Here is a 26,863-nt window from a genome sequence, read left to right as displayed (position 1 = left end):
CGCGGTCACGTACGGGGTGCGGGGCAGGGCGCCGGCCGGTCGTGGGAACGAGCCGGGAGTGGACCGATGGAGCTGGAGCTGCGGCACCTGCGGGTGCTGTGCGCGATCGCCGACGCGGGCAGCGTGGGCCGCGCCGCCGCGCAGCTGGGCTACTCGCAGCCCGCCGTGAGCACCCAGCTCCGCCGCATCGAGCGCCACCTGGGCGAGCCGCTCTTCGAACGCGGGCCGACCGGGGTCCGGCCGACCCGGTACGGCGCCGAGGTCGTCGAGCAGGCCCGGGACGTCCTGGTGCGGGCCGCCGCGATCGGGCACCGGACGGCACCCGCCCGCCCCCGCCGGTCCCTGCGCGTGGCCGCCACCAACTCGCCCATGCTGTCCGGCACGGTGTCCCGCGTTCGTACCCGGCTGCCCGAGCTGGCCCTCTCGGTCACCAGCGTCTACGCCTCCTCACGGATCGTGGAGCTGCTGGAGGAGGGCGCCGTGGACGCCGCCATCGCCGCCGACTACCCGGGCATGGAGCTGCGGCACTCGACCGCCGTACGGCACCGCGGCATCGTCACCGAGCCCACCTTCGTCGCCCTCCCCGCCCGGCACCGGCTCCGGCAGAGCACCCAGGTGCAGCTCGCCGACCTCGCCGAGGACGCCTGGTTCGTGACCCCGGACGACGGAGCCGGCTGGCCGGGGGTGTTCTACGACGCCTGCGCGGCGGCCGGGTTCACGCCGGTCACCGTCCACGAGTGGCTCGGCGACCAGACCCAGCTGCAGAGCATGATCGCCGACGGTGTCGGGGTGTCCCTGGTGCAGCCGACGCTGCGGCCGATCCCGCACGTCCTGGTCAAACCGCTGGCGGGCTCCCCGCTGTGGTGCCGCTATGTGCTGGCCTGGCGGCCGGACGCCGTCGCCGAGGACGTCGTGGAGACGGTGCTGCAGTCCGCGATGGACGCGTACCGCGACCTCGTCGCCCAGGCACCGCACCTGCGCACCTGGGCCTCGCGCACCTGGAGCGCCGCCGGGGCGTAGAAGCGGGTCACGGGAGCGCCGCGATGTTATGAGCGGTCAGTGTCATGTGCTATGTCACACGCCATTGTTGGCCCGGGTGGCGCGCTGAGACAGTGCCTCACACGCCTCAACACCCCACAGAGGCGCATCCCTTCGTGGAGGAATCCCGATGCGCTATCGCTTCGCGGTGCCCGGACGCGTGCCGAGAGGCACGGCCGGCCGCATCGCCGGCACCGCCGCCGTCTGCGCCACCCTGGCCGGCCTGCTGTCCACACCGGCGCTGGCCGCACCCCGGCCGCACCCCGTCACGGCCACCGCGCCCCGCCCGCACCCGGCCGTGCCGTCGCCCGCCGCGGCGTCCACCGCCGCCACCGAGCGCCCCGCGGCACAGGCCAGGCGGCTCAGCCCGGCCCAACTCCCGCCCACTCCGCCGTCCTTCACCCGCCAGTCCGGCCCGCGCGCGACGAGAGCGGCCTCCTGCGCCCCGGCCGACTTCGGCAGCCGTACCGGCTCCGCCCTCGTCTCCTACGTGAAGGCCGCGACCCCGGACTGCGTCAACACCCTCTTCTCGGTCACCGGCACGGACGCGCGCGCCGTCTTCCGCGAGACCCAGATGCTGACCGTCGCCAACGCCTTCACCGGCACCGCCGGGAAGTACCGCGGCGACAACTCCGGCAGCCTGCTGCAACTGGTGCTCTTCCTGCGCGCCGGCTACTACGTGCAGTTCAACCACCCCGGCGACGTGGGCCCGTACACCTCCCGCCTGACGACCGCCGTCACCAGCGGCATGGACGCCTTCTTCGCCCGCTCCCACTCCCGTGACGTCACGGCGGCCAACGGCCAGATCCTCGGCGAGACCGTCATCCTCACCGACAGCGCCGACCAGCAGGGCCGCTACCTGTACGTCTACCGACGGCTGCTGAACGACTACGACAGCTCGTACGACGCGATCGACAGCATGATCCGGGCCGTCAACGACGTCTACACCCCCCTGTGGCGCGGCAACTGGAACCCGCGGTACGTACAGGCGGTGGAGGCCGACCCGCGCATCGTCGACACGCTCTACGACTTCGCCCTGGCCAACACCGACCAGCTCGGCACCGACCTGGCCTTCCTGGACTCCAACGCCGGGATGAACCTCGCCCGTTACACCGAGCACGCCGAACTGCGGGACGACGTCAAGCCGTTGACCAAGGACCTGCTGGACCGCACCGGCATCACCGGCCCGACGGCCGCGCTGTGGGTGGCGGTGGCCACGCAGGCCGCCGCCTACGACACGGCCGACTGCGCCTACTACGACGTCTGCGACCTCCCGGGCAAGCTCGACCGGGCCGTCCTGCCCGTCACCCGGCACTGCGACGCGAACATCACCGTCCGCGCCCAGTCGCTCACCGCCGCCGACCTCGACGCGGCCTGCGCCAGCGTGCTCCGCCAGGACGCCTACTTCCGCTCGGTCGTGAAGGCCGACGGCGCGATACCCGGCCAGTACGCCGCCACGCTCCGCCTGGTGGTGTTCACCAGCCGGGCCGACTACCAGACGTACGCCGGCGCGATGTACGGCATCAGCACCGACAACGGCGGCATGACACTGGCCGGCGACCCGTCGGACCCCGCCAACCAGCCGATGTCGATCATGTACCAGAAGGGCTACGACGACGGCTTCCCGGCCCGGATCTGGAACCTCAACCACGAGTACACGCACTTCCTGGACGCCCGCGACGACATGAAGGGCGACTTCGCACGGCAGATCTCCGTGCCGGACGTGTGGTGGATCGAGGGCATCGCCGAGTACGTCTCCTACAGCTACCGCGGCCTCGCCGACGACCAGGCGGTCCAGGAGGCCGGCAAGCACACGTACCGCTTGAGCACCCTGTTCGAGAACACCTACGACAACAGCGACGTGACCCGCACCTACCCGTGGGGCTACCTCGCCGCGCGCTACATGGTCGAGCGTCATCCCGACGACGTCCAGCGCATGCTCGCCCGCTTCCGCGTCGGTGACTACGCCGGCGGATACGCCGTCTACCACGACGGCATCGGCACCCGCTACGACGCCGACTTCGACCAGTGGCTCACGGCGTGCGCCGCGGGCGCGTGCGGCAGGCCGGCCTCGGCCTGACCCGCACCCGCGCCCATGGGAACGGCCGCCGACCGGGAACCCCGGTCGGCGGCCGCACCCGTGCGGACGGCAGGGGCGATCAGACCGCCGTCGCCGGGTACGTCGGGTACTCCACGCCCGAGACGTGCTGGACGACCCGGACGACCTGGCAGGAGTAGCCGAACTCGTTGTCGTACCAGAGGTAGAGGATCGCGTTGTCCCCGTCGACCTTGAGCGCGCCGGCGTCCACGATCGAGGCGTGGCGCGAGCCGATGAAGTCGCTGGAGACCGCGTCGGGCGCCGTGATGAAGTCGATCTGGCGCTTCAGCGGGGAGGTCAGCGAGACCTCGCGCAGGTAGTCGTGGACCTCCTCGCGGGTGGCCTCGCGGGCCAGCTGGAGGTTGAGGATCGCGATCGAGACGTCCGGCACCGGGACGCGGATCGAGCTGCCGCTGATCTTCGCCTTGAGGTCGGGCAGCGCCTTGGCGACGGCGGAGGCGGCACCGGTCTCGGTGATGACCATGTTCAGCGGCGCGGAACGGCCGCGGCGCTCGGACTTGTGGTAGTTGTCCAGCAGGTTCTGGTCGTTGGTGAACGAGTGGACGGTCTCCACATGGCCGCGCAGCACGCCGTACTCGTCGTCCATGGCCTTCAGCGGCGGCACGATCGCGTTGGTGGTGCAGGAGGCGCAGGACAGGATCTGCTCGTCCGGCTTGATGGTGTCGTGGTTGACGCCGTGCACGATGTTCGGGACGTCGCCCTTGCCCGGCGCGGTGAGGACGACCTTCTCGATGCCGGGGCGCAGGTGCTTGGACAGGCCTTCGCGGTCGCGCCACTTGCCGGTGTTGTCGATGAGGATGGCGTCCCGGATGCCGTACTCGGTGTAGTCCACGTGCGACGGGTCGTCGGCGTAGATCACCTTGATCTCGTTGCCGTTGGCGACGATCGTGCTGGTGTCCTCGTCGACGGTGATCGTGCCCTGGAACTGGCCGTGGATGGAGTCCCGGCGCAGCAGCGAGGCGCGCTTCACGATGTCCTGCGCGCCGCCGCCGCGCACCACGATCGCGCGCAGCCGGAGGCCGTTGCCGGAGCCGGCCTTCTCGATCAGCAGGCGGGCGACGAGCCGGCCGATGCGGCCGAAGCCGTAGAGCACGACGTCGCGCGGTTCGCGGCGCTCGATCCTGTCGGCGCCGGTGGCACCGGCGACCGCCTCGGCGGTGAACTCGGCCACGCTCAGGCCCCGCTCGTCGGCCTTGTACATGGTGGCCAGCATGCCGAGGTCGATCTGGGACGGTCCGAGGTCCAGCGCGGTGAGGGCCTCCAGGAAGGGCATGGTCTCGGTGACCGACAGCTCGGCACCGGCGATCTGCCGGGCGAAGCGGTGCGTCTTCAGGATGCTGACCACCGACTTGTTCACCAGGGAGCGGCTGTGCAGCAGGACGGTCACGTCCCGCTCGCGGTGCAGCTTCCCGATGAGCGGGATCATCGACTCCGCGATCTCCTCGCGGATCTTCCAGTTGGTGAACGAGTCGTCGTTGACAGTCACGGATCCATCTTTCGAGCTAGGCAGCGCTCATATGATAACCACACCCTCGCAGGGGTCCGGCAGGCGGCCCCTTCCGCGCGGCACCCGGGCCCCCGGCCTGGGTGAGACACGTGCGACGGGTTCCTGAATCAGGGTGGAACCGCGTGAGAAACCCGGGTCGCGCGTTGCACCGGTGCAGGGGCCCGCCCAAGGTCAGGACCGTGAGTACCTCCTCCGTGCCCCGGCCCGAGCCGGCGGCCCCCTCCGGGCCCCTCGGCCGCCTCCGGCGGCGCCGGCCGGGCGGGTCCCGCTCGCCGCGGGACTTCCTGCCGGCCCTCGCCCTGTTCGCCGGGCTCCGGCTCGCCGGGATCCTCGCGGTGATCCTCGCCAACGCACTCCGGGGGCGCCCGCCGGCCGGCAACCTGGCCCATGCCTGGGACTCCCGCTGGTACCTGCACATCGCCACGCACGGCTACGGCCACCTGATCTGGATCACCCCCCGGGGCGCCGTCCAGACCGACTGGGCGTTCTTCCCCCTCTATCCCGCCCTCATCCGGGCACTGACCGTCCCGCTGCCGCTCACCCCCGGCCAGTCCGCCCTGCTGATCGCCTGGACGGCCGCGTGCGTGGCCGCGTACGGCGTCTACCTCGTCGGCCACCACCTCTACGGGCGGGGCGTCGCCACCGCCCTGGTCGCCCTGTGGGCCGCGCTGCCCCGCGCGGTCGAACTCACCATCGCCTACACCGAGTCGCTGTTCGCGGCGCTCGCCGCCTGGGCCCTGTACTGCGTGCTCAGGGGCCGCTGGGTGTGGGCCGGAACCCTGGCCGCGCTCGCGGGCCTCTCCCGGCCCAGCGGCTTCGCGGTGGCGGTGGCCGTCTCCCTCGCCGCCGGCCACGAGGCGCTGCGGCAGCGCGGCCGGGCCCCGGCACGGCTGTGGGCCGGCGCGCTGGTGGCCCCGCTCGGCTGGCTGGGTTACGTGCTGTGGGTGGGCAGCCGTACCGGGGACGTCCTCGGCGGGTACTTCACGGTGCAGAGCGCGTGGGACTCCCGCTTCGACTTCGGCGCCGGCTCGGTCCGCTTCCTCAAGGCCCTGTTCCTGCACGGCGGAGGCGTCGTCTACCCGGCCGCCCTCCTCATCGTGACGGCGAGCCTGCTGCTGTTCGCACTGCTGTGCCTGGAGCGCGCACCGCTGGCCCTGGTGGTCTTCTCCGGCGTGCTGGTGCTGCTCGTCATCGGCGGCTCCGGCTCCTTCTCCTCCAAGCCGCGCTTCCTGCTGCCGGCCTTCCCGCTGCTCGTCCCGGTGGCACGGGCACTGGCCCGGACCTGGTGGCTGCGCCGGTCCCCGGCGGTCGTCGTGTACGCCGCCCTCGCCCTGGTGTCCCTGCTGTACGGCGCGTATGTGACGGCGGTGGCCCACTCCCCGCTGTGAGCCGCCACCGTCTCACCTTCTACGGGAGAGAGGTGGGGCCGAGGCCGCCGTCGAGCACGGCACCGCCGAGGACCGGACCGAGCGCGGCCCGCATGTTCAGCGCCGAGATCGCGAATGCGCCGTCGAGGGACGGCGCGTCCACCGCCTCGTACGGCACCCGGGTCACCAGCGTCGAACCGGCAGCGGCAGAAGGGCGAGGGTCGCCGCGGGCGGGCCGGCGGTCACGGCCAGGACGGCCCAGCGGGCGAGGAGCACGGCCCCGGCGGCCGGCAGCACCGGCCGCCGTCACCCTGCGAACGTACCCGCAGCGCCGGCATGGCCGGCACCACCCCGCCTCGAGTCCGTACACCTCCGTGACCAGCGGCGCCAGACATGTGAAGGTGCAGAAGGCGGCGCCGCTGACGAGCGCGGCGAGCAGCCGGGGGTGGCGCGGGGCCCGCGGCTCCGTGCGGGACCCGGGGGCCGGGTCCCCGTCGCGCGGTCGGTGCCGCGCGGCTCACGATCACCCCGACGGCGAAGGCGGACGTGAGCGTCCCGGCCGTCGGGACGGGGGACCATGAGGCCACGGGAGATGTCCGGCAGCAGGCCGGCCGGCCTGAACCCGGACGGCCGGCCGCTGGAAGCCCGGGGGCCGGACACGCCCGGCACGCTGACGCGCGGACACGGGCGCGTGCCACTCGGTTTTCCGCGCCCGGCGCGCGACGATGGACACAGGCCGGCCGGCACGCGTGGAACGGGCACCGGCCGCGGCAGTCGACCAGTCGACCGGAACGGGGGAGAGGCCGCCGATGAGGCTGCACACGCACGAGTGGGGGAGCGGCGACCGGATCGCCGTCCTCGTCCATGGCCTGATGTCCGACCACCGCACCTGGCACCGGCTGGCGCCCGTCCTCGTGGACAAGGGGTACCGGGTCATCGGCGTGGACCTGCGCGGGCACGGAGCGAGCGGACGGGGCGAGTACAGTCCCCGGGCCTGGGCGGACGACCTCGTCGAAACCCTGCCCGCGCGGCCCGAGTTGGCGATCGGGCACTCGCTCGGGGCCCTGGCGCTCTCCGGTGCCGTCGAACGGCTGGTGCCCGCGCGGGCCGTCTACTGCGACCCGGCATGGGAGCTGCGCAGCAGGGCGGTCGAGGCATCTGCGTACTTCACGGTCTTCAAGAACGCGAACCGCACCATGATCAGCAGTCTCAACCCGCGCTGGGACGACACCGACGTGGACATCGAGCTGGCCACGCTCGCCGACTGGGACCCCGCGACCGCCCGTGTCCTGCCGGCCGTCTACTCGGTCAGCCGGACGCCGGAGCGCCCGGCGGTGCCCTCGCTGGTGCTGCTGGCCGGCGGGAGCGACCTCGTACGGCCCGGTCTCGGCGGGGAGTTGGCGCGGCGGGGCTTCGAGGTGCGGACCGTCGAGGGGGCCGGACACACCCTGTTCCGCGACGACTTCGACGGCTTCATGGGCGCGCTCGACGGCTGGATCTGAGGGAACCGCGGGGGCTCGCGCCCCTCGCGCCCCCCGCGTCGTCCCGCCGTACGTCTCAGCGCGGGTTGAAGATCACGCTGGCGAACTTGGTGCCGGCGGGCGCGGACCGGCCCGGCGCGAGCCGCAGCGCGGTGCCCTTGCACTTCTTCTGCGCGTAGATGACGAGCGGCTTCTTCGTCCCGTTGCGGGCGGCACGTGCCTCCTGGCCCATGTCGAAGCACGTGTGCTCCGGCGGGCTGTCGATGGCGTACGCCTTGCCGTGGGGCCCGACCCACACGAACGTGCCGTCGGCGGCGAGAGCCGAACCCGTGGTGGTCAGAGCGAGGGCGAGACCGCCGAGTACGGCGGCGAGCGGACGGCACAGGCGCATGGCGTGTCCTTCCTGGACGGAGTGGGGAGGGGAGTGGACGAGGCCACCCGTAATGTCCCACTCCCGCCCCGCCCGGCCCCGCCGCCGACACGGGTACGTCCACCGTCCGGGGGACGACACCGGGGGCACGGGGCGGCTTCGGGAGCTCGGGGTGCCCCTGGCGGACACCCGCTGTGCGAAGCCTTGGAATCGGGGTAGTCGAGGGGACGCCCGAGGAAAGGACCGTCTCATGACGACCTATGTGATCAGCGTTCCCGGCACCTTCACCACCGGGATCGAGGCCGACACCCGTACCCGGCTGGCCCGGGCACTCCGGCCCGCCGACCCGCACGGCACCCGGATGGGCAGCGAAGAGGACCTGGACGTGCTCAGCGTCAACGAGGACAACACCTTCACCCTGCGCCTGACCGTCGAGGCGGACACCGGCCGGCACGCCGAGGACGAGGCACGCCGGCTCGCGGGCTCCGCGCTCCAGGACGCGGGACTGGACGAGCGCACGGCACCGCTCGGACCCGCGGTGATCACCGGTATCGACTCTGAGGTCCGGTGACCGGAGGCCGGATCAGCCCCTGGGGCACGATCACCCTGTTTGGGTAAAATCGAGGCGTTCGTCAGAAACGCAGGTGATCGATGCCCCGCAAGCGTTCCACGGACGAAGGCGACGAGCTGCTGACCCGACTCGGTTCGCTCACCGCCCAGGCGCGTCAGCGCGCGGAGGTGCAGCGCACCCAGGTCGAGCTGGCGCTCGCCCTGCAGCGCGGCATGCTCCCCCGGGACCTGCCGGCCGCGCCCGGCCTGCATCTGGCGGTGCGGTACACCCCCGCCAACCTCGGTCTCAACGTGGGCGGCGACTGGTACGACGCCTTCACCATGCCGGACGGCCGGATCGGGCTGTCCATCGGGGACGTGCAGGGCCACAACATCGAGGCCGCGGCCTTCATGGGCCAGGTCAGGGCCGGGCTGCGGGCGCTGGCCTCGGTCACCGGCGAGCCCGGCGAACTCCTGGCCCGCACCAACGACCTGCTGCTCTCCCTCGGCAGCGAGCTGTTCGCCACCTGCACCTTCATGCGGCTCGACCCGGCCACCGGGGTGCTGGAGAGCGCCCGCGCCGGGCACATCCCGTTCGTCTGGGCCACGGCCGACGGGAAGTCCGGCGTCGTCGACGACGAGGGAGGGCCGCCGCTCGGGATCGATCGGGGCGCCGAGTTCCCGGTGACCCGGCACCGGCTGACCACCGGCGGTGTGTTCGTCCTGCTCACCGACGGTGTCGTGGAGGGGCCGTCGCTCCCCGCCGAGGACGGTCTGGACCAGGTGGTGCGGCTCGCCGGCATCGCCGCCGTCGCCGGGCTGGAGGCCCGCGCTGCTGGCCGGGCATCACGCTGGGGGCCCTCTGCTCCGTCCTGTCCCTCACCACCCCCGGCGCCGACGTCCTCGTCATCCTCTTCGGCAACACAGCCGCGCCCGTGTGCGCGGCCCTGCTGCTGCGCCGGGCCGGTTTCCGCGCCGGCCTGAACCGGCTGCGCGACGGCCTCGCGCTGGTGTTCCTGGCCGCGCTGGGGTCCATGCTGATCAGCGCCACCTGCGGTGTCGGCCTGCTCGTCCTCAACCACAGCCTGCCCGCGCACGGCTTCTGGCCCGTCTGGCTCGCCTGGTGGGTCGGCGACGTGATGGGCGTCCTGATCGTCACCCCGCTGCTGCTGTCGCTCCACGGCGCCCGCAGACCGCTGCCGCTGGGCCGCTGGAAGGAGGCGACCGCTCTGGCCGTCGTCGCCTGCGCGCTCGTCCCGTTCGCCGTCTACAGCCCGCTCAGCATGCTCTTCCTCGTCTACCCGCTCATCATCTGGGCGGCGCTGCGCTTCCAGCTGGTGGGCAGTGTGCTCTGCGCGCTGCTGACCTCCGTGCTGGCCACCGTCGCCGCCACGGACGGCGTCGGCGCGTTCGCCGAGCTGAGCCGTATCGAGGTCATGCTGAAGCTCCAGGCGTTCAACGGGGCCATGGCGCTGACCGCGCTGCTGCTCTCCGCGGTGATCACCGAGCAGCGCACCACCCGGCGCTCGGTGGAGCAGGCCTGCCAGGAGCTGGTCGAGGTGCTGGAACACCTCACCGCGGGGGAGGCCCCGCCGCCCCGGCCGCCGTGGGACACCGACGACGCCGACGGACGGTCCCGGCCGACCGGGGCCCCGTGAGCCGTGTTCCCCGCGCCGTCAGCGCTCCGACCGGTTCACCGGCCCCTCGTCGTCACCGCCCGGCTCCGCGGCCGGCGTCCCCGCCCCCGTGCCGCGGCGCTCGGGGTTCGGCGGGTGGGCGGCGCCGACGGCGCCGGGCTGTCCGCCGCCCGTCGTGCCGTACCCGCCGGGGATCCCCGGCGGTGTGTCCGCGGCGGCCGCCGCCTCGCTGATGTGGCGCCGGGCCCGCACGCCCGCCCGGCGTTCCGGGTACGGGTAGTCGAACGGCTCGGCGGAGGCGCGCTCCCGCTCCGCCTCGCGCTGCCGGTGCGCCGCCCGCGCGGCCTCCGTCGCGTTCTCGTCCTGTCGCCTGCGTTCGTGGTCCTTCATGCACCGCCGAGTACCCGGGCACCGGAGGTGGTATCGAGGCGGTCTCGGTCGTGTCGGGGGTGGCCCGTGTCGGGGGTGGTCCCGGTCGTGCCGGGTGGTCCCTGTCGCGCCGGGGGTGGCCCCGGTCGCATCGAGGCGGTCCAGGTCGTGTCGAGGCGGTCCCCGTCGTGCCGGGGGGCCCCGGTCGTATCGGGTGGTCCCTGTCGCGCCGGGGGATGGTCCCTGTCATACCGGTGGTGGTCACCGTCATGCCGGGGCGGTCCCCGGTCGTGCCGGACGGTCCCCATCGTGGCGAGGCGGACCCTCTCGTACTGGGGGCGGTCCCCGTCGCGCGTCCCGGTCGTGCCGGGGCGGTCCCCGTCGCGCGTCCCGGTCGTGCCGGGGCGGTCCCTGTCGTGCCGGGGCGGTCCCGGTCGTGCCGGGGGCGGTCCCCGTGGCGCCGAGGCGGACTCCGTCGTACGGAGGCGGACCCCGTCGTACCGGGCCGGCCGGGTGTCTACTGGAGGCGAGGCCCGTCGTACCGGGACGCTGCCCGCCGTGCCGAGGCGGCTGGGCGACGTACCCGAACGATGCCCGGGACACCCGGCCGGGCTGTGCCCGTCGTACCGGAGCGGCGCCCCGGGATACCCGGGCGGCGCCCGGCACACGCTCATCCGGTGCCCCGGCATACCCGGGCGGTGCCCGGCACACGCCTCATCCGGCGTGTCGGACCGTCCGCCGGGGGCACTGGGAGACGATGGGCCCAGCCCGCACGGGCGCGGGCACAGGGCCGGACCGAGAAGGACAGGGGCGGCATGGAGCAGCGGCCGGCACCAGCGAGGGCGGACGAGGCCACCACGTGGCGCACGCCCCGGCCCACCGACCCGCCGGGCGGAACGGATCCGGCCGGCGCCCGCCGCCGCATCCCGCGTACCGACGCCGTCCTGCGCGACCCCCGGCTGGCCGCGGCCGCGGACCGGCTCGGCGCGCACCGGGTGAAGGCCGCCGTCCGGCAGGCGCAGGAGCGGGCCCGCGCGGGCGGCATCCCGCCGGAACAGGTCCCGCAGCACGCCCTGGACCTGCTGCCCGGCACCGCGAGCGGACTGCGCCCGGTGCTCAACGCCACCGGGGTGCTGCTCCACACCAACCTGGGGCGGGCCCCGCTGTCCGCCGCCGCCCGTGAGGCGGTCCGGGAGGCGGCAGGACCCACGGACGTCGAACTCGACCTGACGACCGGCGTACGGGCCCGCCGGGGACGCTCCGCCCTCGCCGCGCTGCACGCCGCCGTGCCGGCCGCCGGCGCCGCGCACGTCGTCAACAACGGCGCCGCCGCGCTGGTCCTGGCCGCCACCGCCCTCGCGGCCGGCCGGGAGATCGTCGTCAGCCGGGGCGAGATGGTGGAGATCGGCGACGGCTTCCGCCTGCCCGACCTGCTCGTCTCGACCGGCGCCCGGCTGCGCGAGGTCGGTACGACCAACCGCACCACCCCCGCCGACTACGCGGCCGTCATCGGGCCGGACACGGGGTTCGTGCTGAAGGTCCACCCCTCCAACTTCCGGATCACCGGATTCACCCGGTCCGCCGAGGTCGCCGACCTCACCGGCCTCGGCGTGCCGGTCGTCGTCGACATCGGCTCCGGGCTGCTCGCCCCCCACCCGGCGCTGCCCGCCGAACCCGACGCCGACACCCAGCTGCGCGCCGGCGCCGCGCTCGTCACGGCCAGCGGCGACAAACTGCTCGGCGGACCCCAGTGCGGGCTGCTGCTCGGTCACGAGGACCTCGTCCGCGCCCTCGCCCGGCACCCGCTGGCCCGCGCCCTGCGCGTCGACAAGCTGACCCTGGCCGCCCTGGAGGCCACCCTCACCGGGCCGCCCACCCCGACCGCCCTCGCCCTCACCGCCGACCCGGCCGGGCTCCGGGCCCGCGCCGACCGGCTCGCCGCCGCACTGGCCGCCGACGGGATCGACGCGAGCGCCGTGGAGAGCGCCGCCACGGTCGGCGGCGGGGGCGCGCCCGGTGTCACCCTGCCCAGCGCGGCGCTGTCCCTGCCCGAGCCGTACGCGGCGGCCCTGCGCACCGGCCCGGTCCCGGTGGTCGGGCGACTGGAGGCGGGGCGCTGCCTGCTGGACCTCGGAGCGGTACCGGCCGAGGACGACGAACGGCTCGCCACGGCCGTGCGGTCGGCCCGGGCCACCGCGGAAGGGCGGCCGTGATGCGGGTCCTCGCCACCGCCGGCCATGTCGACCACGGCAAGTCCGCGCTGGTCCGGGCCCTTACCGGCATGGAGCCCGACCGCTACGAGGAGGAGCGCCGCCGGGGTCTCACCCTGGACCTGGGATTCGTGTGGACCCGCCTCGGCGACGACCACCTGGCCTTCGTGGACGTACCCGGGCACGAGCGGTTCGTGCCGACCATGCTGGCCGGCGTGGGACCGGTGCCCGCCGTGCTGTTCGTGGTCGCCGCCGACCAGGGCTGGCAGCCCCAGTCCGAGGAGCACCTGGCCGTCCTCGACGCGCTCGGCGTCCGGCACGGAGTCCTCGCGGTGACCCGCAGCGACCTCGCCGACCCGGAACCGGTGGGCGCCGACGCCGCCGAGCGCCTGGCCGGGACCACCCTCGGCAGGGTGCCCCGGGTCGCGGTCAGCGCGGTTACCGGCGCGGGACTGGACGCCCTGCGCACCGCCCTCGCCCGGCTGGCCGAGACACTGCCCGCGCCCGATCCCGACGCCGACGTCCGGCTGTGGCTGGACCGGGCGTTCACCGTCCGCGGCCACGGCACGGTGGTCACCGGCACCCTCGGCGCGGGCACCCTGCGCGTCGGCGACCGGCTGGTCACGGCGGACGGGTCGGCCGTGCTGCGGGTGCGCGGTCTGCAGAGCCTGCACGAGGAGCGGACGGCCGTCGGCGCGGTGGCCCGCGTCGCCGTCAACGTGCACGGCCAGGGGGACGCCGCCCTGAGCCGCGGCCAGGTGCTGCTCACCCCGGGCCGCTGGCGGTGCACCGAGACCGTCGACGTACGGGTCACCGGGGAGCCGGTGGCCGGCCTGCCCCGGTGCGTCACCCTGCACATCGGGACGGCCGCCGTGCCGGTGACCGTCCGTCCGCTCGGCCCGGACACCGCCCGGCTCACCCTCCGCCGGGCGCTCCCCCTGCGGGCCGGCGACCGCGCGGTGCTCCGGGAACCCGGCGGGACCCGCCCGCCCCGCGGGATCACCGTGCTGGACGTACGGCCGCCCCGGCTGGCCCGGCGCGGCGCCGGGCGGGCCCGCGCGGCCGAGCTGGACACCATGACCGGCCGTCCGGACGGCGCCGCCGAACTGCGCCGCCGCCGGCTGGTCCGGCGCGCCGACCTGCGGGCGATGGGCGTCCCGGCGGACGGCGAGCCCGTCGCCGGGGACTGGCTGGCCGACCGCGGGCACTGGAACCTCCTCCGGGAACGGCTGGCCGGCCAGGTCCTCGACCACGCCCGGACACACCCGCTGGATCCCGGTCTGCCCGCGGAGGCGGCCCGTCGGCGGCTGGGACTGCCCGACCGTGCCCTGGTCGACGCGCTGGTCGCGGCCCAGCCCCGGGTCCGGGCCCGCCAGGGCCGGCTGTACCCCGCCGACAGCTCCCGGCCCGCCCTGCCGGCCCCCGTGCGCGCAGCCGTGGACGCCCTGCGCCGGGACCTGGACCGCACCCCCTTCCGCGCCCCCGAGGCCGGACGCCTCGCCGAACTGGGCCTGGACCGCAAGGCGTTGGCGGCGGCCGCGGCCGCCGGGGTCCTGCTGCGGATCACCGACGGGATCGTGCTGCTGCCCGGCGCGGACGCCGACGCCGCCGCCGTCCTGCGCGCGCTGCCCCAGCCGTTCACCCTCAGCGAGGCCCGGCGCGCGCTCGACACCACCCGGCGGGTGGCCGTACCGCTGCTGGAGTTCCTGGACGCCCGGGGGCACACGGAGCGCGTCGACGAGCAGCACCGGCGCTGCCGTGCGGACGCGGGGGACGGAGGCGGACAGGAATCGAACCTGCCTGCCCGAGATCCTCGGACACCTCGGTTTTGAAGACCGGGAGGGCCACCAGGCACCCACACGCCTCCACCGCTCGTCAGGCTACTGCCCCAGGAGACCACCGGTATGACATCGACACCGACCCGTCGGACGCCCGTACGGCTCACGCAGTTCGCCCACGGCGGCGGCTGCGCCTGCAAGATCCCGCCCGGCGAGCTGGAGGAGGTGGTCGCCGGACTGACCGCGCCGCCGCTCACCGGCGGTGACACCCCGCTGCTCGTCGGCCTCGCCACCGGCGACGACGCGGCCGTGGTCACGCACCGGGGGACCGCCGTGGTGTGCACGGCCGACTTCTTCACCCCGGTCGTGGACGACCCCTACGACTGGGGACGGATCGCCGCCGCCAACGCCCTGTCCGACGTGTACGCCATGGGCGGCCGGCCCGTGCTCGCCGTCAACCTGCTCGCCTGGCCGCGCGACCGGCTGCCGTTCGACCTCGCCCGCGAGGTGCTGCGCGGCGGGCTGGACACCGCCACCGAGGCGGGCTGCCATGTCGGCGGCGGACACAGCGTGGACGACCCCGAGCCGAAGTACGGCATGGCCGTCACCGGCATCGCCGATCCGGCCCGGCTGCTGCGCAACGACGCCGGCCGCCCCGGCCTGCCCCTGTCCCTCACCAAACCGCTGGGCACCGGCGTGCTGAACAACCGGCACAAGGCCACCGGCGAGTGGTTCGCGCACGCCGTCGCCACGATGGCGGCCCTCAACCGGGAGGCGTGCGAGGCCGCGCTGGCCGCCGGCGCCGAATGCGCCACCGACGTCACCGGCTTCGGTCTCCTCGGCCACCTGCACAAGCTGGCCCGCGCCTCCGGGGTGACCGCCGTCGTCGACACCGCCGCCGTCCCGTACCTGGAGGGCGCCCGGGAGGCCGTACGGGACGGCTACGTCAGCGGCGGCACCCGGCGCAACCTGGAGTGGGTCACCCCGCACACCGACTTCGGGAGCGCCGACGCGGACACCCGGCTGCTGCTCGCCGACGCGCAGACCTCCGGCGGGCTGCTCGTCGCCGGGGAGGTGCCCGGGGCGCCGGTGGTGGGCGAGCTGGTGCCGCGCGGCGCCCACTCGGTCGTGCTCAGGTAGGAGCGGTCACGGCTCGGTGCCCGTGTGCTCGTCGATGCCCGCCCGGATCCGGTACGCCCGCACCAGCGCCAGGGCCGCCGGGCCCCGGGGGCGCCGGCCCGGACGGATGTCGACGGCGAACGCCTTCGTCTCCTGGATGTGCGTGTTCGGGTCCAGGGACAGGTGCAGCAGCTCGTTGGCCGCGTCCCCGGTGCTGTAGCCGTTCGGACCCCAGTGGTACGGCAGCCCCACCTGGTGCAGCCGGCGGCCGTGCACGGTCAGCGGGGTCATCCGGTCGGTGACCAGCACCCGCGCCTCCACCACACCCCGGGCGCTGACGATCGTCGCCCACCCGGTGTGCGCCAGGCCCCGCTCGGCGGCCAGCTCAGGGGAGACCTCGCAGAAGAACTCCGGCTGGAGTTCCGCCAGGTACGGCTGCCAGCGGGACATGCCGCCCGCCGTGTGGTGCTCGGTGAGCCGGTAGGTGGTGGCCACGTACGGGAACACGCGGGAGCCGGGCTCGTCGCCGCTCGGCTGGTAGCGGTTGTCCGGGTGCGGCGGCAGCAACTGCCGTACCGGATTGCGCTGCTGGTCGTGGAGCAGGTTCGGGAAGGGGGAGTCCTGCGGTTCGTAGTGCGTCGGCAGCGGGCCGTCGGTGAGTCCGGACGGCACGTACAGCCAGGCCTTGCCGTCCGCCTGCATGATGAACGGATCCGTGCCGGACAGGGCCTCCGGACCGGTCGCGTCCTCGGGCGGCTCGTGGTCCGGCGCCTTGTCCTTCTTGAAGTCGGGAACGTCGTGCCCGGTCCACTCGCCCTGCTCACCCCGGTCCGGGTCCCACCACACCAGCGCCTTGCGCTCGCTCCACGGCCTGCCCTCGGGGTCGGCGGAGGCCCGGTTGTACAGGATCCGCCGGTTGGCCGGCCAGGCCCACGCCCACTCGGCCGCCACCCAGTCCTGCTCCCGGCCCGGTGTGCGGCGGGCCGCCTGGTTGACGCCGTCGGCGTACACCCCGCAGTAGATCCAGCAGCCGCAGGCCGTCGAACCGTCGGGCTTCAGCTGCTCGTACGAGGAGAGCGGGTGGCCCTCGGCGTCCCGGCCGTTGATCTCGGCGAGGACCGCCTCCGCGTCCGGCTCGGCGTACCGGCCCTTCACCGGGTAGTCCCAGACCAGGTCGAGCAGCGGCCGGTCCATCTCGTCGGCCGACCCGGCGAGCTTCTCCCGGACGATCCGGCCCAGGTGGTAGGCGAACCAGAGGTCGCTGCGCGCCTCGCCGGGCGGTTCCACCGCCTGGTGGTGCCACTGGAGCAGCCGCTGGGTGTTGGTGAAGCTGCCGTCCTTCTCGGTGTGTGCGGCGGCCGGCAGGAAGAACACCTCGGTGCCGATGTCCTCCGTGCGCAGCTCCCCGGTCTCGATCTCCGGGCCGTCCTTCCACCAGGTCGCGGACTCGATCAGGGAGAAGTCGCGGACCACCAGCCAGTCGAGGGCGGCCATGCCGAGCCGCATCAGCTTGGAGTTGGCGTTGCCCACGGCCGGGTTCTCGCCGATGAGGAAGTAGCCCTTGCAGGTACCCTCCAGCTGGGCCATCGTCGTCTCGTACGTCGAGTGGGAGCCGGTCAGCCGGGGCAGGTAGTCGAAGCAGAAGTCGTTCTCGGCGCTCGCCGCCTCGCCCCAGTACGCCTTGAGCAGGCTCACCAGGTACGCGCGCATGTTGCCCCAGTAGCCCTTGTGCGCGGCCTCGGCCCTGACGAAGGACTCCAGGTCCTGGTTCTGGTGGGCGTGGGGCATCGGGATGTAGCCGGGCAGCAGGTTGAACAGGGTGGGGATGTCCGTGGAGCCCTGGATGGAGGCGTGCCCGCGCAGCGCGAGGATGCCGCCGCCGGGCCGGCCGATGTTGCCGAGCAGGGTCTGCAGGACGGAGGCGGCCCGGATGTTCTGCACTCCGACCGTGTGCTGCGTCCAGCCCACGGCGTAGGCGAAGGCCGTCGTCCGGTCGCGTCCGGAGTTCTCCGTGACCAGCTCGCACACCTGGCGGAAGACGTCCCGCGGCACCCCGCAGACCTGCTCCACCAGTTCGGGCGTGTAGCGGGCGTAGTGCCGCTTGAGCACCTGGAACACACACCGGGGGTGGGTGAGCGTCTCGTCACGCTCCGGCTCGCCCTCGCCGATCACCGCGCCGCCGGAGCCGTGCGCCTCGCCGCGCGCCGCCTCGGTCACCGAGGATCGGCCGCCGGTGCGGTCGTCGTACTCCTGGTCGCGCTCGCCGGAGGCGGCCTGCACCTCCGTACCCTCGTACTGCCAGCTGGCGTTGTCGTAGCTGCGGCTGTCGGCGTCCAGGCCGGAGAAGACGCCGCCCAGGTCCTCCGTGTCCTGGAAGTCCTCAAGCAGGATCACCGGCGCGTTGCTGTACGCCACGATGTACTCGCGGAAGTACTTCTCGTGCTGGAGCACGTGGTTGACGATCCCGCCGAGGAAGGCGATGTCCGTGCCCGCGCGCAGCGGCACGTGCAGGTCGGCGAGCGCGCTGGTGCGGGTGAACCGGGGGTCGACGTGGATCACCTTCGCGCCGCGGGCCTTGGCCTCCATCACCCACTGGAACCCGACGGGATGGCACTCGGCCATGTTCGAGCCCTGGATGACGATGCAGTCCGCGTTCTGCAGGTCCTGCTGGAAGGTGGTCGCGCCGCCGCGGCCGAACGAGGTTCCCAGACCGGGAACCGTGGAGGAGTGTCAAACGCGCGCCTGGTTCTCGATCTGGATGGCGCCGAGCGCGGTGAACAGCTTCTTGAGGAGGTAGTTCTCCTCGTTGTCGAGCGTGGCTCCGCCCAGGCTCGCGATGCCCAGCGTGCGGCGGGTGCGGGTCTCGTCGACCTCCCACTGCCAGCCGGCCCGGCGGGCCGCGACGACCCGGTCGGCGATCATGTCCATCGCCGTGTCCAGGTCGAGCAGCTCCCAGTCGGTGCCGTGCGGGCGCCGGTACAGGACCTGGTGCTCCCGGGAGTCCCCGGTGGTCAGCTGCAGGCTCGCCGCGCCCTTGGGGCACAGCCGGCCGCGCGAGATCGGGGAGTCGGGGTCGCCCTCGATCTGGGTGACCTTCCCGTTCTCCACGTACACGTTCTGGCCGCAGCCGACGGCGCAGTACGGGCAGACGGACTTCACCACCCGGTCGGCCGTGGCGACCCGGGGCGTGAGCCGTTCGCTGTGCCCGCTCTTGGCGGCGGCGCCGCGCCCGAGCGGATCGGTGCCGGTGAGCTGGCGGTAGACAGGCCAGGAGTCGATCCAGGTGCGTACGCCCACGACTCCTCCTCCCGCTCGGTGCCACGATTGTCCCGCGTCCCGCTGGTCGCGGCATCTCCGGCCGCAGTCGCGTCGAGGTACCCCCGCCGGGCCCGGCCAAACGGATCCGGCAGGAGTGAGGACGCCGTCCCGGGGCTCCGCCGTGGCGGTGTGCCGGTCCGTGGCGGTGCGCCGGTCCACCGTGTGAGGCGGCACCCGTCGCCGTACGCGTCGCCGGCCGGGGTGCGCTGAAGGGCCCGCTCCCCGTGGCACGCGGTCCACCGCGAGAACTCGACGACGGACCGGCCGCGGGGCGGCGTCGTCCTCGTCGTGGAACGGGGCCGCCCGTGCCGTCCTGGCGCCCTCCCGCGCGGGCACCGGCCGGCACGTCCGCTGCCGGGGGCCCGGCCGGGGAGCGGACGGCGTGTGCTGCCCGCCGCGATCGGCCGCAGGCCGGCCGGACCCCACCCGGCCTGCGGCCGCAGGCTGTTCGTCGTGCCGTACCGCTGCCGACGCCGTCGGCGGCCCTGGCGGTGCAGGGGGCGACGGCGCGGGAGAGGCAGCCACGCCGTGGCCGGGTCCGTCATGAGCGCGGGCCTGCCGCCGGTCGGCGTCGCGGCCGCGGCGGTCACCCGGTCACGGGCGGACCGCGACGAACGCGAGGCCCGACGCCTGCCGGGTGGGCGGCCTGTCCTGCCGTCCGGTGACGGACGTCCCGGCGTGCTCGTGTGCGACGACGACCAGAAGCTCACGCCCGGCCCGGCCCGCGACGGCGAAGACCGGGCCGCGCGCCCGGCACCTCGTCAGCGGCCCTCCGCCCGGAGCCTCTCCCGCTGCGGGACGACCGTGTACCGGGGGTCCTCGGCGGAGGCCACCCCGGCGTGGAAGACGCCGAAGCGCAGCGCCGCCGAACCGGTGAGGAGGGCCGCTCCCGCCGCCGCGGCCGGCCACCGGGGCCTGATCCGGGCCGAGAGCAGGGCCAGAGCGGCCCCGCCCGCCGTCAGGGCCTCCGCCGCGCGCAGCAGCCGGTGCGGCCTGCCCTGCTCGAAAGGCTCCGCCGCCAGCCCCATCCGCCGCTTCATCAGCTGGAAGGAGCCCAGCTCCAGCCCGGCTCCCAGCGCCGCCATCCGCCGTGCCGGTCCCGACTGGGCGGTGGGCACCGCGAGGAGGGCGAGGCCTGCGGCCGATGCGGCGGCGGAACCCGCGAACACGAACGGGAGCTGCCGGTAGCCCTCGTGCCAGGACGGCACCGCCGTGTCCGACAGCAGCACCGCGGTGTACGTCGCCACGGCCGGCCCGAGAACGGCGGCGCCCGCCGTGGCGGCCGAGCCGACCAGCCGGTACCGGCCCGCCACGTCGGTCGCCGCGGCCGCCAGCGTCAGCGGCGCGTACCCGCTCAGGATCCAGGAGCCGACGCTCATCGGTGAGGTCGGCTTGAACACCCGCAGCATGTTCATGAACCGGGCCGGGCGCCCCAGGTCGTGCACCAGTGCCGCCAGCGACAGCGTGATGGCGCCGGCCGCGCCCACCTTGGCCGCCCTGCCCAGGTCCGGCAGCCCGGTCGCCCCGGCCCCCGCCGCCAGCAGCGAGGAGGCGCCCGCCAGCCCGCCCAGGTACAGGTACCCGGCGATGTCCAGCGGCTTCCAGGTCGGCTTGTTCAGGACGGGCTTGCCGTAGTACGACGAGAACGCGGCGTCCGGCACCACCGGCTGCTCGCCCCGGCCGCGCCGGCGCCGGCGGCGCCCCGCGTGCACCCCCGTCGGCGCCTCCCGGTCGGGCCGGGCACCGCGCACACCGTCCCGTGTCACGTCGGACTCGCTCATCGCCGCCTCCGCACGAAACTGCCGGCGGCGAGCGCGACCAGCGACACGGCGGCCAGTGCCGCGTGCCGCCACATGTCGGGCAGGTCCCGGGTGGTGACCACCGGGTCCGGTGGCAGGCCGTACACCTCCGGCTCGTCCAGCAGTAGGAAGAACGCGCCGTCGCCGCCTACCCCGTCGTCCGGGCTCTCGCCGTACAGGCGCGCGTCGGCCACGCCGGCCGCGTGCAGCTGCGCCACCCGGGCCTGCGCGCGCTCCCGCAGCTCGTCCAGCGGACCGAACTGGATCGAGTCCGTGGGACAGGACTTCGCGCACGCCGGTTCCATGCCGACGCCGAGCCGGTCGTAGCACAGCGTGCACTTCCACACCCGGCCGTCGTCCTCGCGCTGGTCGATCACGCCGTACGGGCAGGCGGGCACGCAGTAGCCGCAGCCGTTGCAGATGTCCTCCTGGACGACGACCGTGCCGAACTCGGTGCGGAACAGCGAACCCGTCGGGCACACGTCGAGGCAGGCGGCGTGCGTGCAGTGCTTGCACACGTCGGACGCCATCAGCCAGCGCAACTCCGTGCGCCCGTCGGGGGCGAGGGGTGAGATCTCCCCGGCGGGCGCGCCCACGGGGGCCTGGTCCGGCGGGGGAGCGGTGGCGCCCGGGCCCGGGGACGCGGCGTCGGTGCCCAGCCGGGACGCGGCGGCGAAGACGTCGACGTCGTCGTGGCCGTCGTGCGCCACCCCCGGTTCCTGCCCGGCGAGCGGCTTGCGCTGCTCGATGAAGGCCACATGCCGCCAGGTGTCGGCGCCGAGACCCTGGGTGTTGTCGTACGACATGCCGGTCAGCAGGAGTCCGTCCTCCGGGACGGCGTTCCACTCCTTGCACGCGACCTCGCAGGCCTTGCAGCCGATGCACACCGAGGTGTCGGTGAAGAAGCCCATCCGTGGCGGGGCGTCCGGATACCCGGCCGCCCCGGCCACGTCCGGCTGCGGACCGTACAGGAGGTGTCCCTGGCCCTCAGCGCCGTCGCTCATGCGGTGCCTCCTCGCTCGTCACGCGTCCCCGTGTCGGGTCGCCCCGCCGGCGCGGCCCCACCGTCCAGGATCCGCCTCCCGTCGGCCGCCTGCAGCCCCGGGCGAGGCCGCCCGGCGGGTACGAGCCGGTGTACGGCCGGTCCGTCATGCCGGGCGCGTCGCGGTGGAGGGAGGACATCGGAAGGAAGGTGCCGGTCCAGCCCGGTCACCCGGCGTTCGACGCGCCCCCGCCGCCGGGACCGCCACCTCGTGCTCACCCTCCGCCCCGTGCCGGGACCCTCACTCGGGGTGCTCCCTCCCGAGCCTGGCACGGGTGCCCTCGCCCCGCGCGGCCGAAACGGTGGGTGTCGGGACGCCGGGACTCGGGGTGAACCCGTCGATCGGTGCTGAGCGGCGCGCTGCCGGCCTGTGCGTACGCCGGCTCACTGGTGGCTGTCGCCCCGCCCGGGGCGGGTGCCATCCGGTGGCGGTCTCCGCGTGCGGCGAGGAGGTGTCCGGGCCGGTGCGACGGCCGACGTCCTGCACCGGGCGGTACGGGCCGCGCGGGCCGACCGGGGGAGTGGCGAGCCTCGTCGTGCCCCGCCGCGTCCTCGCCGCCCCGGCAGGGTCACGTCAGCTCGCGGTGCCGCCGCGCACACTCCCCGGCGGGCGGCCGCAGTACCTGGCCGGCCGCCGCGGAAGGCTGGTTCAGCCGGCCACCGCGGCGACGAGCGGCACGGTCGCGGTGACCCGCTTGCCGTGGGACAGCCAGGTCACCTCCAGCTTGCGGGCGAGCATCGCCACGAGGTGCAGGCCGTGGCCGCCGACCCGCCGGGGGTCAGGAGGACGCCGCCGCGGCGGCTCCGGGGAGGTGTCCGTGACGGTGATGCGCAGCGCGTCGGCCTCGGGAAGCAGCTCCAGGCCGAGCGCGCACGGGCCGGGCGCGTGCTTGGTCGCGTTGGTGATCAGTTCGCTGACGACCAGCTGTGCGTCCTGTATCGGCCGCCGCCCGGGCTCCGGCCGGGCCCGGGCCAGCAGGGCGGCGACGGCGTCTCTGGCCTCGCCGATGCTGGAGACGCCGGTGTCCCAGGTGCGGCTGTAGCGCAGAGCGTTAGGACGCTCCTGCGTCGTCGCGTGGGTCCTGAGCGGGATGTCCATACCTCGTCGCCCTTGTCCTTTGGGGTCGGGGGCCCTTCCTGTGCACAGGGGGTCGCTGCCGTCCCTGCTCGGTTACCCCATGCCGAGCGGGTCAAGGGGCGGTGCGTGAGGATTCCTCCGGATGCACGGGAGCCCCACACAAGAACCCCGGACACAACCGCGGGAACACATGGAGAACGGGTCCGGAGATCCGCTTGCGCGGATCTCCGGACCCGTGTCACGGCCGGATGGGTGCACGTTCAGTGCTTGAAGACGTCCTTGACCTTCTCCTTGGCCTGCCGGGCGTCCCCGCGGGCGCCTTCCATGCGGCCCTCGGCCTCTTTGCTCTCGTTCCCGACGGCGCGGGCGGCGGCCTCCTTGGCCTTGCCCTTGGCCTGCTCCGCCTTGGCCTTCGCCTTCTGGTTGCCGGCCATCGTGTGTCACATCCCCACATCGAGGTGGTCTTCGGTCGCCATCCGGATTGCCGCTCCGCCGGTGTCCAAACCCCGGAACCGGGCCCGCCTACCGGGCCGAGGCCCGCAGCGGGTAGTGGTCCGAGAGGTTCGTGTACGTGTACGAGGTCCCCCAGCTCGTCACCGTCCAGGGCGCCGACCGTTCCTTGACGACCTCGTTGGTCCACCCGGCGGGCCGGGCGTGGCCGGCGCGGGCGAGGACGTGGTCCAGGTCCTCGCGCGGGTCGTCCGGGTAGCGGTCGTGGGCGATGGAGTTCTCCCGGGTGTCGAAGGAGTAAGGGTGCCCGGTGCGCGCGTCGGCCCCCGCCAGGTCCGCGTCGGCGAGCATGCTCGCGTACTCGGAGCCGCGGGAGTCGACGTTCAGGTCACCGGCGACCAGAACCTCCTCGTCCGCGGGGATGTTCTTGGCGTCCAGGAAGGAGTCGATCGCCCGGAACTGGCGAGCTCGGGTCAGGGCCGCCTCGCCCGCGCCGCACCCCGGGTCCGTGGACTGCGTGTGGGTGCCGACGACGTGCACCCTCGTGCCGTCGACGTCCAGCACCACGTACGCGAACCCCTTGTTCGACCACCAGTCGGAGCCACAGGCGTCCCGGTAGACGTACTGCTCCCTGTGCAGGACCGGCCACTTGCTGAGGACGGTGACCCCGCCGTCCTCGGGCGTGGTGGCAGAGTAGGCCCCGCCGGTCGCGTCCCAGCCGTCCCGGCCGCGCCCCACCACCGGCGTCTGGTAGGGGTACCGGTCCGCCGCCGCGCGCTTGAGGGCGTCCGACGCGGTGTTGTCGAACGCCTCCTGCAGCACCACCACGTCGTTGCCCTGGAAGAAGGACGCCTTCGGTATCTCCGCGGCCCGGTGGTCCTGCCCCCAGTTGGGGTACAGGTTCCGGCTCATGAGGAAGACGTTGTACGTCAGGACGCGCAGCGCCGGTGCCGGTGAGGCGGCGGCGGCCGGCGCCGGAGCGGCGAGCGCGGCGGCGGGCAGGGCGAGGGCGAGCACGGCCGCGGCGAGGGCGCGGCGCGGGGTGGAGGGCGTCACTGGATCTCCCTGTCGAGGAAGGGGCTGAGTGGCGCCGCACATCAAACCACCCGGAATTACTGACAGGTAACACCCAGGCGTGCACCAGGTGCCGGAGATCAGCGTTCGCGGCGCCGGCGGACCACGTGCCGTACGACGAGGCCCGCCACGACGGCGGCGGCGGCGAGCAGGACGTACAGCTGGTAGCGCCGGATCTCGTCGTAGACCGCGGTGATGTGGTCGCCCGCCAGGTAGGCCAGGGTGGTCCACAGGCCGACCCACAGGGCCGCGCCGAGGGCGTTGAAGGCCAGGAAGCGGCGCCAGCGCATGCCGGTCGTGCCCGCGATGATGCCGTTGGCCTGGCGCAGCCCCTCGACGAACCGGGCCACCGTGACGATCTTGCCGCCGTGCCGGTCGAAGAACGCCTCGGCGGCCTCGAACCGCTTCGGCGTCAGGAAGACGTACCGCCCCCAGCGGTGCACGAAGGCCCGCCCGCCGGCCCGGCCGATCAGATAGCCGATGTTGTCCCCGGCGACGGCCGCGACGAACGCGATGACGGCCACGGCCACCACGTCCAGCCGCCCCGCGCCCGCGTAGACCCCCGCGGCCAGCAGGATCGTCTCGCCGGGCGCGGGGACGCCGAAGTCCTCCACGAAGACCACGGCCCCCACGGCCCAGTAGCCGTAGTGGCCGAGCAGCGGCTCCAGCGCCGCCAGCGGTCCGGGCAGGGGTGGCGACATTCCTCCACGGTACGACGGCCCGGCCGTGCGGCCGTCAGGAGCGGGTGACCGCCGCGTCCTCCTGGTCCCGGGGCGCAGCCTCCGGTGCGGTGGGCCGGTCCCGGCGGCCGGTCAGGCGGAGGGCGAGCGGCTCGGTGTACCGGGCGGTCAGAGGGCCGAGGACCACCAGCAGCAGGACGTACGCGGTGGCCAGCGGGCCGAGGTCGGAGTCGATGCCGGAGGTGACGGCCAGCCCCGCGATGACGATCGAGAATTCCCCACGGGCGACGAGGGTGCCGCCGGCCCGCCACCGGCCGCGGGCCGAGATGCCCGCGCGACGGGCCGCCCAGTAACCGGTGGCGATCTTCGTGAGGGCGGTGACGACGGCCAGGGCCAGCGCGGGCAGCAGGACCGGGGGGATGCTCGCCGGGTCGGTGTGCAGGCCGAAGAAGACGAAGAACACGGCGGCGAACAGGTCCCGCAGGGGTGCCAGGAGGTGGTGGGCGCCCTCGGCGACCTCCCCGGACAGGGCGATGCCCACCAGGAACGCGCCGACCGCCGCCGACACCTGGAGCTGCTGGGCGACCCCGGCGACCACCAGGGTCAGACCGAGCACGACCAGCAGCAGCTTCTCGGGGTCGTCGGTGGAGACGAACCGGGAGATGTGCCGGCCCCAGCGCACCGCCACCAGCAGGACCAGGCCCGCCACCCCCAGCGCGACGGCCAGCGTGGCGCTGCCCGCGGCGAGGCCGGTCCCGGCCAGCAGGGCCGTGACGACGGGCAGGTAGACCGCCATGGAGAGGTCCTCCAGCACCAGGATGCTGAGGATCACCGGTGTCTCCCGGTTGCCGATCCGGCCCAGGTCGCCGAGGACCTTGGCGATGACGCCGGAGGAGGAGATCCAGGTGATGCCGGCCAGGACGACGGCGGCGATCGGGCCCCAGCCGAGCAGCAGGGCCATGGCCGCGCCGGGCAGGGCGTTCAGGGTGGCGTCGACGATCCCGGCCGGGTACTGCGTCTTCAGGTTGGAGACCAGGTCGCCGGCCGTGTATTCGAGACCCAGCATGAGCAGCAGCAGGACGACACCGATCTCGGCGCCGATCGCCACGAACTCCTCGCTGGTGCCGAGCGGCAACAGACCGCCCTCGCCGAAGGCCAGCCCGGCCAGCAGGTAGAGCGGTATGGGGGAGAAGCTCAGCCGGGCGGCGAGCCGGCCCAGCAGTCCGAGGCACAGGATGATCGCGCCGAACTCGATGAGGAAGACCGCGGAGGAGTGCATCCGGCTCACTCCCGCCCGAGGATCGCGGCGGCCGCCTCGACGCCCTCCCGGGTGCCGATGACGATCAGCGTGTCCCCGCCGGCCAGCCGGAACCCGGGGCCGGGGGAGGGGGTCGCCTCCGCGCGACGCAGGACCGCCACGATCGACACGCCGGTCTCGGTGCGCATCCGGGTCTCGCCCAGCAGCCGTCCGTTCCAGTGCGAGGCGCCGGACAGCTCGATCCGCTCCGCCACCAGGCCCAGCTCCGTCGTGGACAGCAGGGTGGGGCTGTGGTGGGTCGGCTTCAGGGCGTCCACCAGGGCCTCCGCCTCGGAGCCCGTGAGGTGGACCGAGAGCGCGCAGGCGTCCGGATCGTCGCGCCGGTAGGCGCTCACGGTGCGGGAGCCGTCCCGGTGGGCCACCACCGACAGATGGCGGTGCTCGCGTGTCGTGAGGTCGTACCGGACGCCGATTCCCGGCAACGGCGTCCTGCTGGTGCGTGCGGCGCTCATGGCTGCCCCCCTGTCCGGCTTGAACGTTTCTTGGTGAAACCTTTAGCCGAACCCTACCTTGGTGGCGATCGCCGGAGGCAGGGCGTTCGGGCGGACAGGGGGGTGGAG

Annotated in this window: 22 protein-coding genes, 1 tRNA gene and 1 pseudogene; 10 read left to right on the top strand and 14 right to left on the bottom strand. The window is 74.2% G+C overall.

Annotated features, from left to right (window positions below; all coding sequences use genetic code 11):
* The first annotated feature begins 66 nt into the window (after positions 1-66).
* Together ACZ4VF_RS31820 and ACZ4VF_RS31815 are read left to right on the top strand one after the other, a co-directional pair.
* Positions 67-1,020: a LysR family transcriptional regulator gene (locus tag ACZ4VF_RS31820; RefSeq protein WP_467930323.1), complete on the top strand. Its 954-nt coding sequence runs from the start codon at positions 67-69 to the stop codon at positions 1,018-1,020.
* 148 nt (positions 1,021-1,168) lie between these two features.
* On the top strand, positions 1,169-3,118 hold the full coding sequence (locus ACZ4VF_RS31815) for a collagenase (RefSeq protein WP_467930322.1): 1,950 nt from the start codon (positions 1,169-1,171) through the stop codon (positions 3,116-3,118).
* Positions 3,119-3,197: 79 nt separating this feature from the next.
* On the opposite strand, the gene ACZ4VF_RS31810 is transcribed toward ACZ4VF_RS31815, so the two are convergent.
* Positions 3,198-4,643, bottom strand: coding sequence for a glyceraldehyde-3-phosphate dehydrogenase (locus ACZ4VF_RS31810; protein WP_467930321.1), 1,446 nt, complete (start codon positions 4,641-4,643; stop codon positions 3,198-3,200).
* Positions 4,644-4,843: 200 nt separating this feature from the next.
* On the opposite strand from ACZ4VF_RS31810, the gene ACZ4VF_RS31805 reads away from it, so the two are divergent.
* Complete coding sequence (locus ACZ4VF_RS31805) at positions 4,844-6,052, top strand: hypothetical protein (RefSeq protein WP_467930319.1); 1,209 nt, start codon at positions 4,844-4,846, stop codon at positions 6,050-6,052.
* A 19-nt stretch (positions 6,053-6,071) separates the two neighbouring features.
* Here the strand turns inward: ACZ4VF_RS31805 and ACZ4VF_RS31800 are convergent, their stop codons facing one another.
* Positions 6,072-6,218, bottom strand: coding sequence for a hypothetical protein (locus ACZ4VF_RS31800; RefSeq protein WP_467930318.1), 147 nt, complete (start codon positions 6,216-6,218; stop codon positions 6,072-6,074).
* A gap of 622 nt (positions 6,219-6,840) precedes the next feature.
* Here ACZ4VF_RS31800 and ACZ4VF_RS31795 point away from each other — a divergent pair.
* Complete coding sequence (locus ACZ4VF_RS31795) at positions 6,841-7,533, top strand: alpha/beta fold hydrolase (RefSeq protein ID WP_467930316.1); 693 nt, start codon at positions 6,841-6,843, stop codon at positions 7,531-7,533.
* 55 nt (positions 7,534-7,588) lie between these two features.
* Here ACZ4VF_RS31795 and ACZ4VF_RS31790 read toward each other — a convergent pair whose 3' ends face one another.
* A complete protein-coding gene (locus ACZ4VF_RS31790; RefSeq protein WP_467930315.1) occupies positions 7,589-7,903 on the bottom strand; it encodes a hypothetical protein in 315 nt (104 codons plus the stop codon).
* 229 nt (positions 7,904-8,132) lie between these two features.
* Here ACZ4VF_RS31790 and ACZ4VF_RS31785 point away from each other — a divergent pair, with 229 nt between their 5' ends.
* From ACZ4VF_RS31785 to ACZ4VF_RS31775, 3 genes are all read left to right on the top strand, one after another.
* Positions 8,133-8,453 carry a hypothetical protein gene (locus ACZ4VF_RS31785; RefSeq protein WP_467930314.1) on the top strand — a complete coding sequence of 107 codons (321 nt, stop codon included), beginning with the start codon at positions 8,133-8,135 and terminating at the stop codon, positions 8,451-8,453.
* A gap of 80 nt (positions 8,454-8,533) precedes the next feature.
* Entirely contained in the window at positions 8,534-9,415 is an 882-nt protein-coding gene (locus tag ACZ4VF_RS31780; RefSeq protein ID WP_467930313.1) for a PP2C family protein-serine/threonine phosphatase, read from the top strand.
* Positions 9,304-10,089, top strand: coding sequence for an MASE1 domain-containing protein (locus ACZ4VF_RS31775; RefSeq protein WP_467930355.1), 786 nt, complete (start codon positions 9,304-9,306; stop codon positions 10,087-10,089). The genes ACZ4VF_RS31780 and ACZ4VF_RS31775 overlap by 112 nt, the downstream gene beginning before the upstream one ends.
* Before the next feature lie 18 nt (positions 10,090-10,107).
* On the opposite strand, the gene ACZ4VF_RS31770 is transcribed toward ACZ4VF_RS31775, so the two are convergent.
* Positions 10,108-10,458: a hypothetical protein gene (locus ACZ4VF_RS31770; protein ID WP_467930312.1), complete on the bottom strand. Its 351-nt coding sequence runs from the start codon at positions 10,456-10,458 to the stop codon at positions 10,108-10,110.
* 794 nt (positions 10,459-11,252) lie between these two features.
* On the opposite strand from ACZ4VF_RS31770, the gene selA reads away from it, so the two are divergent.
* Positions 11,253-12,650 (top strand): L-seryl-tRNA(Sec) selenium transferase, encoded by a 1,398-nt coding sequence (selA, locus tag ACZ4VF_RS31765; RefSeq protein ID WP_467930310.1) that lies wholly within the window; start codon positions 11,253-11,255, stop codon positions 12,648-12,650.
* Positions 12,650-14,386: pseudogene (locus ACZ4VF_RS31760) on the top strand (SelB domain-containing protein); the annotation flags it as partial. The gene selA and the pseudogene ACZ4VF_RS31760, both read left to right, overlap by 1 nt.
* A gap of 35 nt (positions 14,387-14,421) precedes the next feature.
* Here the strand turns inward: ACZ4VF_RS31760 and ACZ4VF_RS31755 are convergent.
* Positions 14,422-14,514: transfer RNA gene (locus tag ACZ4VF_RS31755), tRNA-Sec, on the bottom strand.
* A gap of 37 nt (positions 14,515-14,551) precedes the next feature.
* Here ACZ4VF_RS31755 and selD point away from each other — a divergent pair.
* Positions 14,552-15,565, top strand: a complete 1,014-nt coding sequence (selD, locus tag ACZ4VF_RS31750; protein ID WP_467930309.1) for a selenide, water dikinase SelD — start codon at positions 14,552-14,554, stop codon at positions 15,563-15,565.
* A 6-nt stretch (positions 15,566-15,571) separates the two neighbouring features.
* On the opposite strand, the gene fdh is transcribed toward selD, so the two are convergent.
* From fdh to ACZ4VF_RS31705, 9 genes are all read right to left on the bottom strand, one after another.
* Positions 15,572-18,841, bottom strand: a complete 3,270-nt coding sequence (gene fdh, locus ACZ4VF_RS31745; RefSeq protein ID WP_467930308.1) for a formate dehydrogenase — start codon at positions 18,839-18,841, stop codon at positions 15,572-15,574.
* A 782-nt stretch (positions 18,842-19,623) separates the two neighbouring features.
* On the bottom strand, positions 19,624-20,643 hold the full coding sequence (gene nrfD / locus ACZ4VF_RS31740; protein WP_467930306.1) for an NrfD/PsrC family molybdoenzyme membrane anchor subunit: 1,020 nt from the start codon (positions 20,641-20,643) through the stop codon (positions 19,624-19,626).
* Positions 20,640-21,665, bottom strand: a complete 1,026-nt coding sequence (locus ACZ4VF_RS31735) for a 4Fe-4S dicluster domain-containing protein (RefSeq protein ID WP_467930305.1) — start codon at positions 21,663-21,665, stop codon at positions 20,640-20,642. Before ACZ4VF_RS31735 ends, nrfD begins: the two co-directional genes overlap by 4 nt.
* Positions 21,666-22,352: 687 nt before the next feature.
* Positions 22,353-22,802, bottom strand: a complete 450-nt coding sequence (locus tag ACZ4VF_RS31730) for an ATP-binding protein (protein ID WP_467930304.1) — start codon at positions 22,800-22,802, stop codon at positions 22,353-22,355.
* Between the two features lie 239 nt (positions 22,803-23,041).
* The gene (locus tag ACZ4VF_RS31725; protein ID WP_467930303.1) at positions 23,042-23,215 is read right to left on the bottom strand and encodes a CsbD family protein; all 174 of its coding nucleotides are present in this window, start codon (positions 23,213-23,215) and stop codon (positions 23,042-23,044) included.
* 88 nt (positions 23,216-23,303) lie between these two features.
* Entirely contained in the window at positions 23,304-24,329 is a 1,026-nt protein-coding gene (gene sph / locus ACZ4VF_RS31720; RefSeq protein ID WP_467930301.1) for a sphingomyelin phosphodiesterase, read from the bottom strand.
* Between the two features lie 56 nt (positions 24,330-24,385).
* Positions 24,386-25,006, bottom strand: coding sequence for a DedA family protein (locus tag ACZ4VF_RS31715; protein ID WP_467930300.1), 621 nt, complete (start codon positions 25,004-25,006; stop codon positions 24,386-24,388).
* Between the two features lie 34 nt (positions 25,007-25,040).
* Positions 25,041-26,264 carry a cation:proton antiporter gene (locus ACZ4VF_RS31710; protein ID WP_467930299.1) on the bottom strand — a complete coding sequence of 408 codons (1,224 nt, stop codon included), beginning with the start codon at positions 26,262-26,264 and terminating at the stop codon, positions 25,041-25,043.
* A 5-nt stretch (positions 26,265-26,269) separates the two neighbouring features.
* Positions 26,270-26,755, bottom strand: a complete 486-nt coding sequence (locus tag ACZ4VF_RS31705) for a cation:proton antiporter regulatory subunit (protein ID WP_467930297.1) — start codon at positions 26,753-26,755, stop codon at positions 26,270-26,272.
* Positions 26,756-26,863: the final 108 nt, after the last annotated feature.

Source organism: Streptomyces sp. NPDC029151 (genome assembly GCF_055564315.1).
This window is presented reverse-complemented; position numbering and strand designations above follow the sequence as displayed.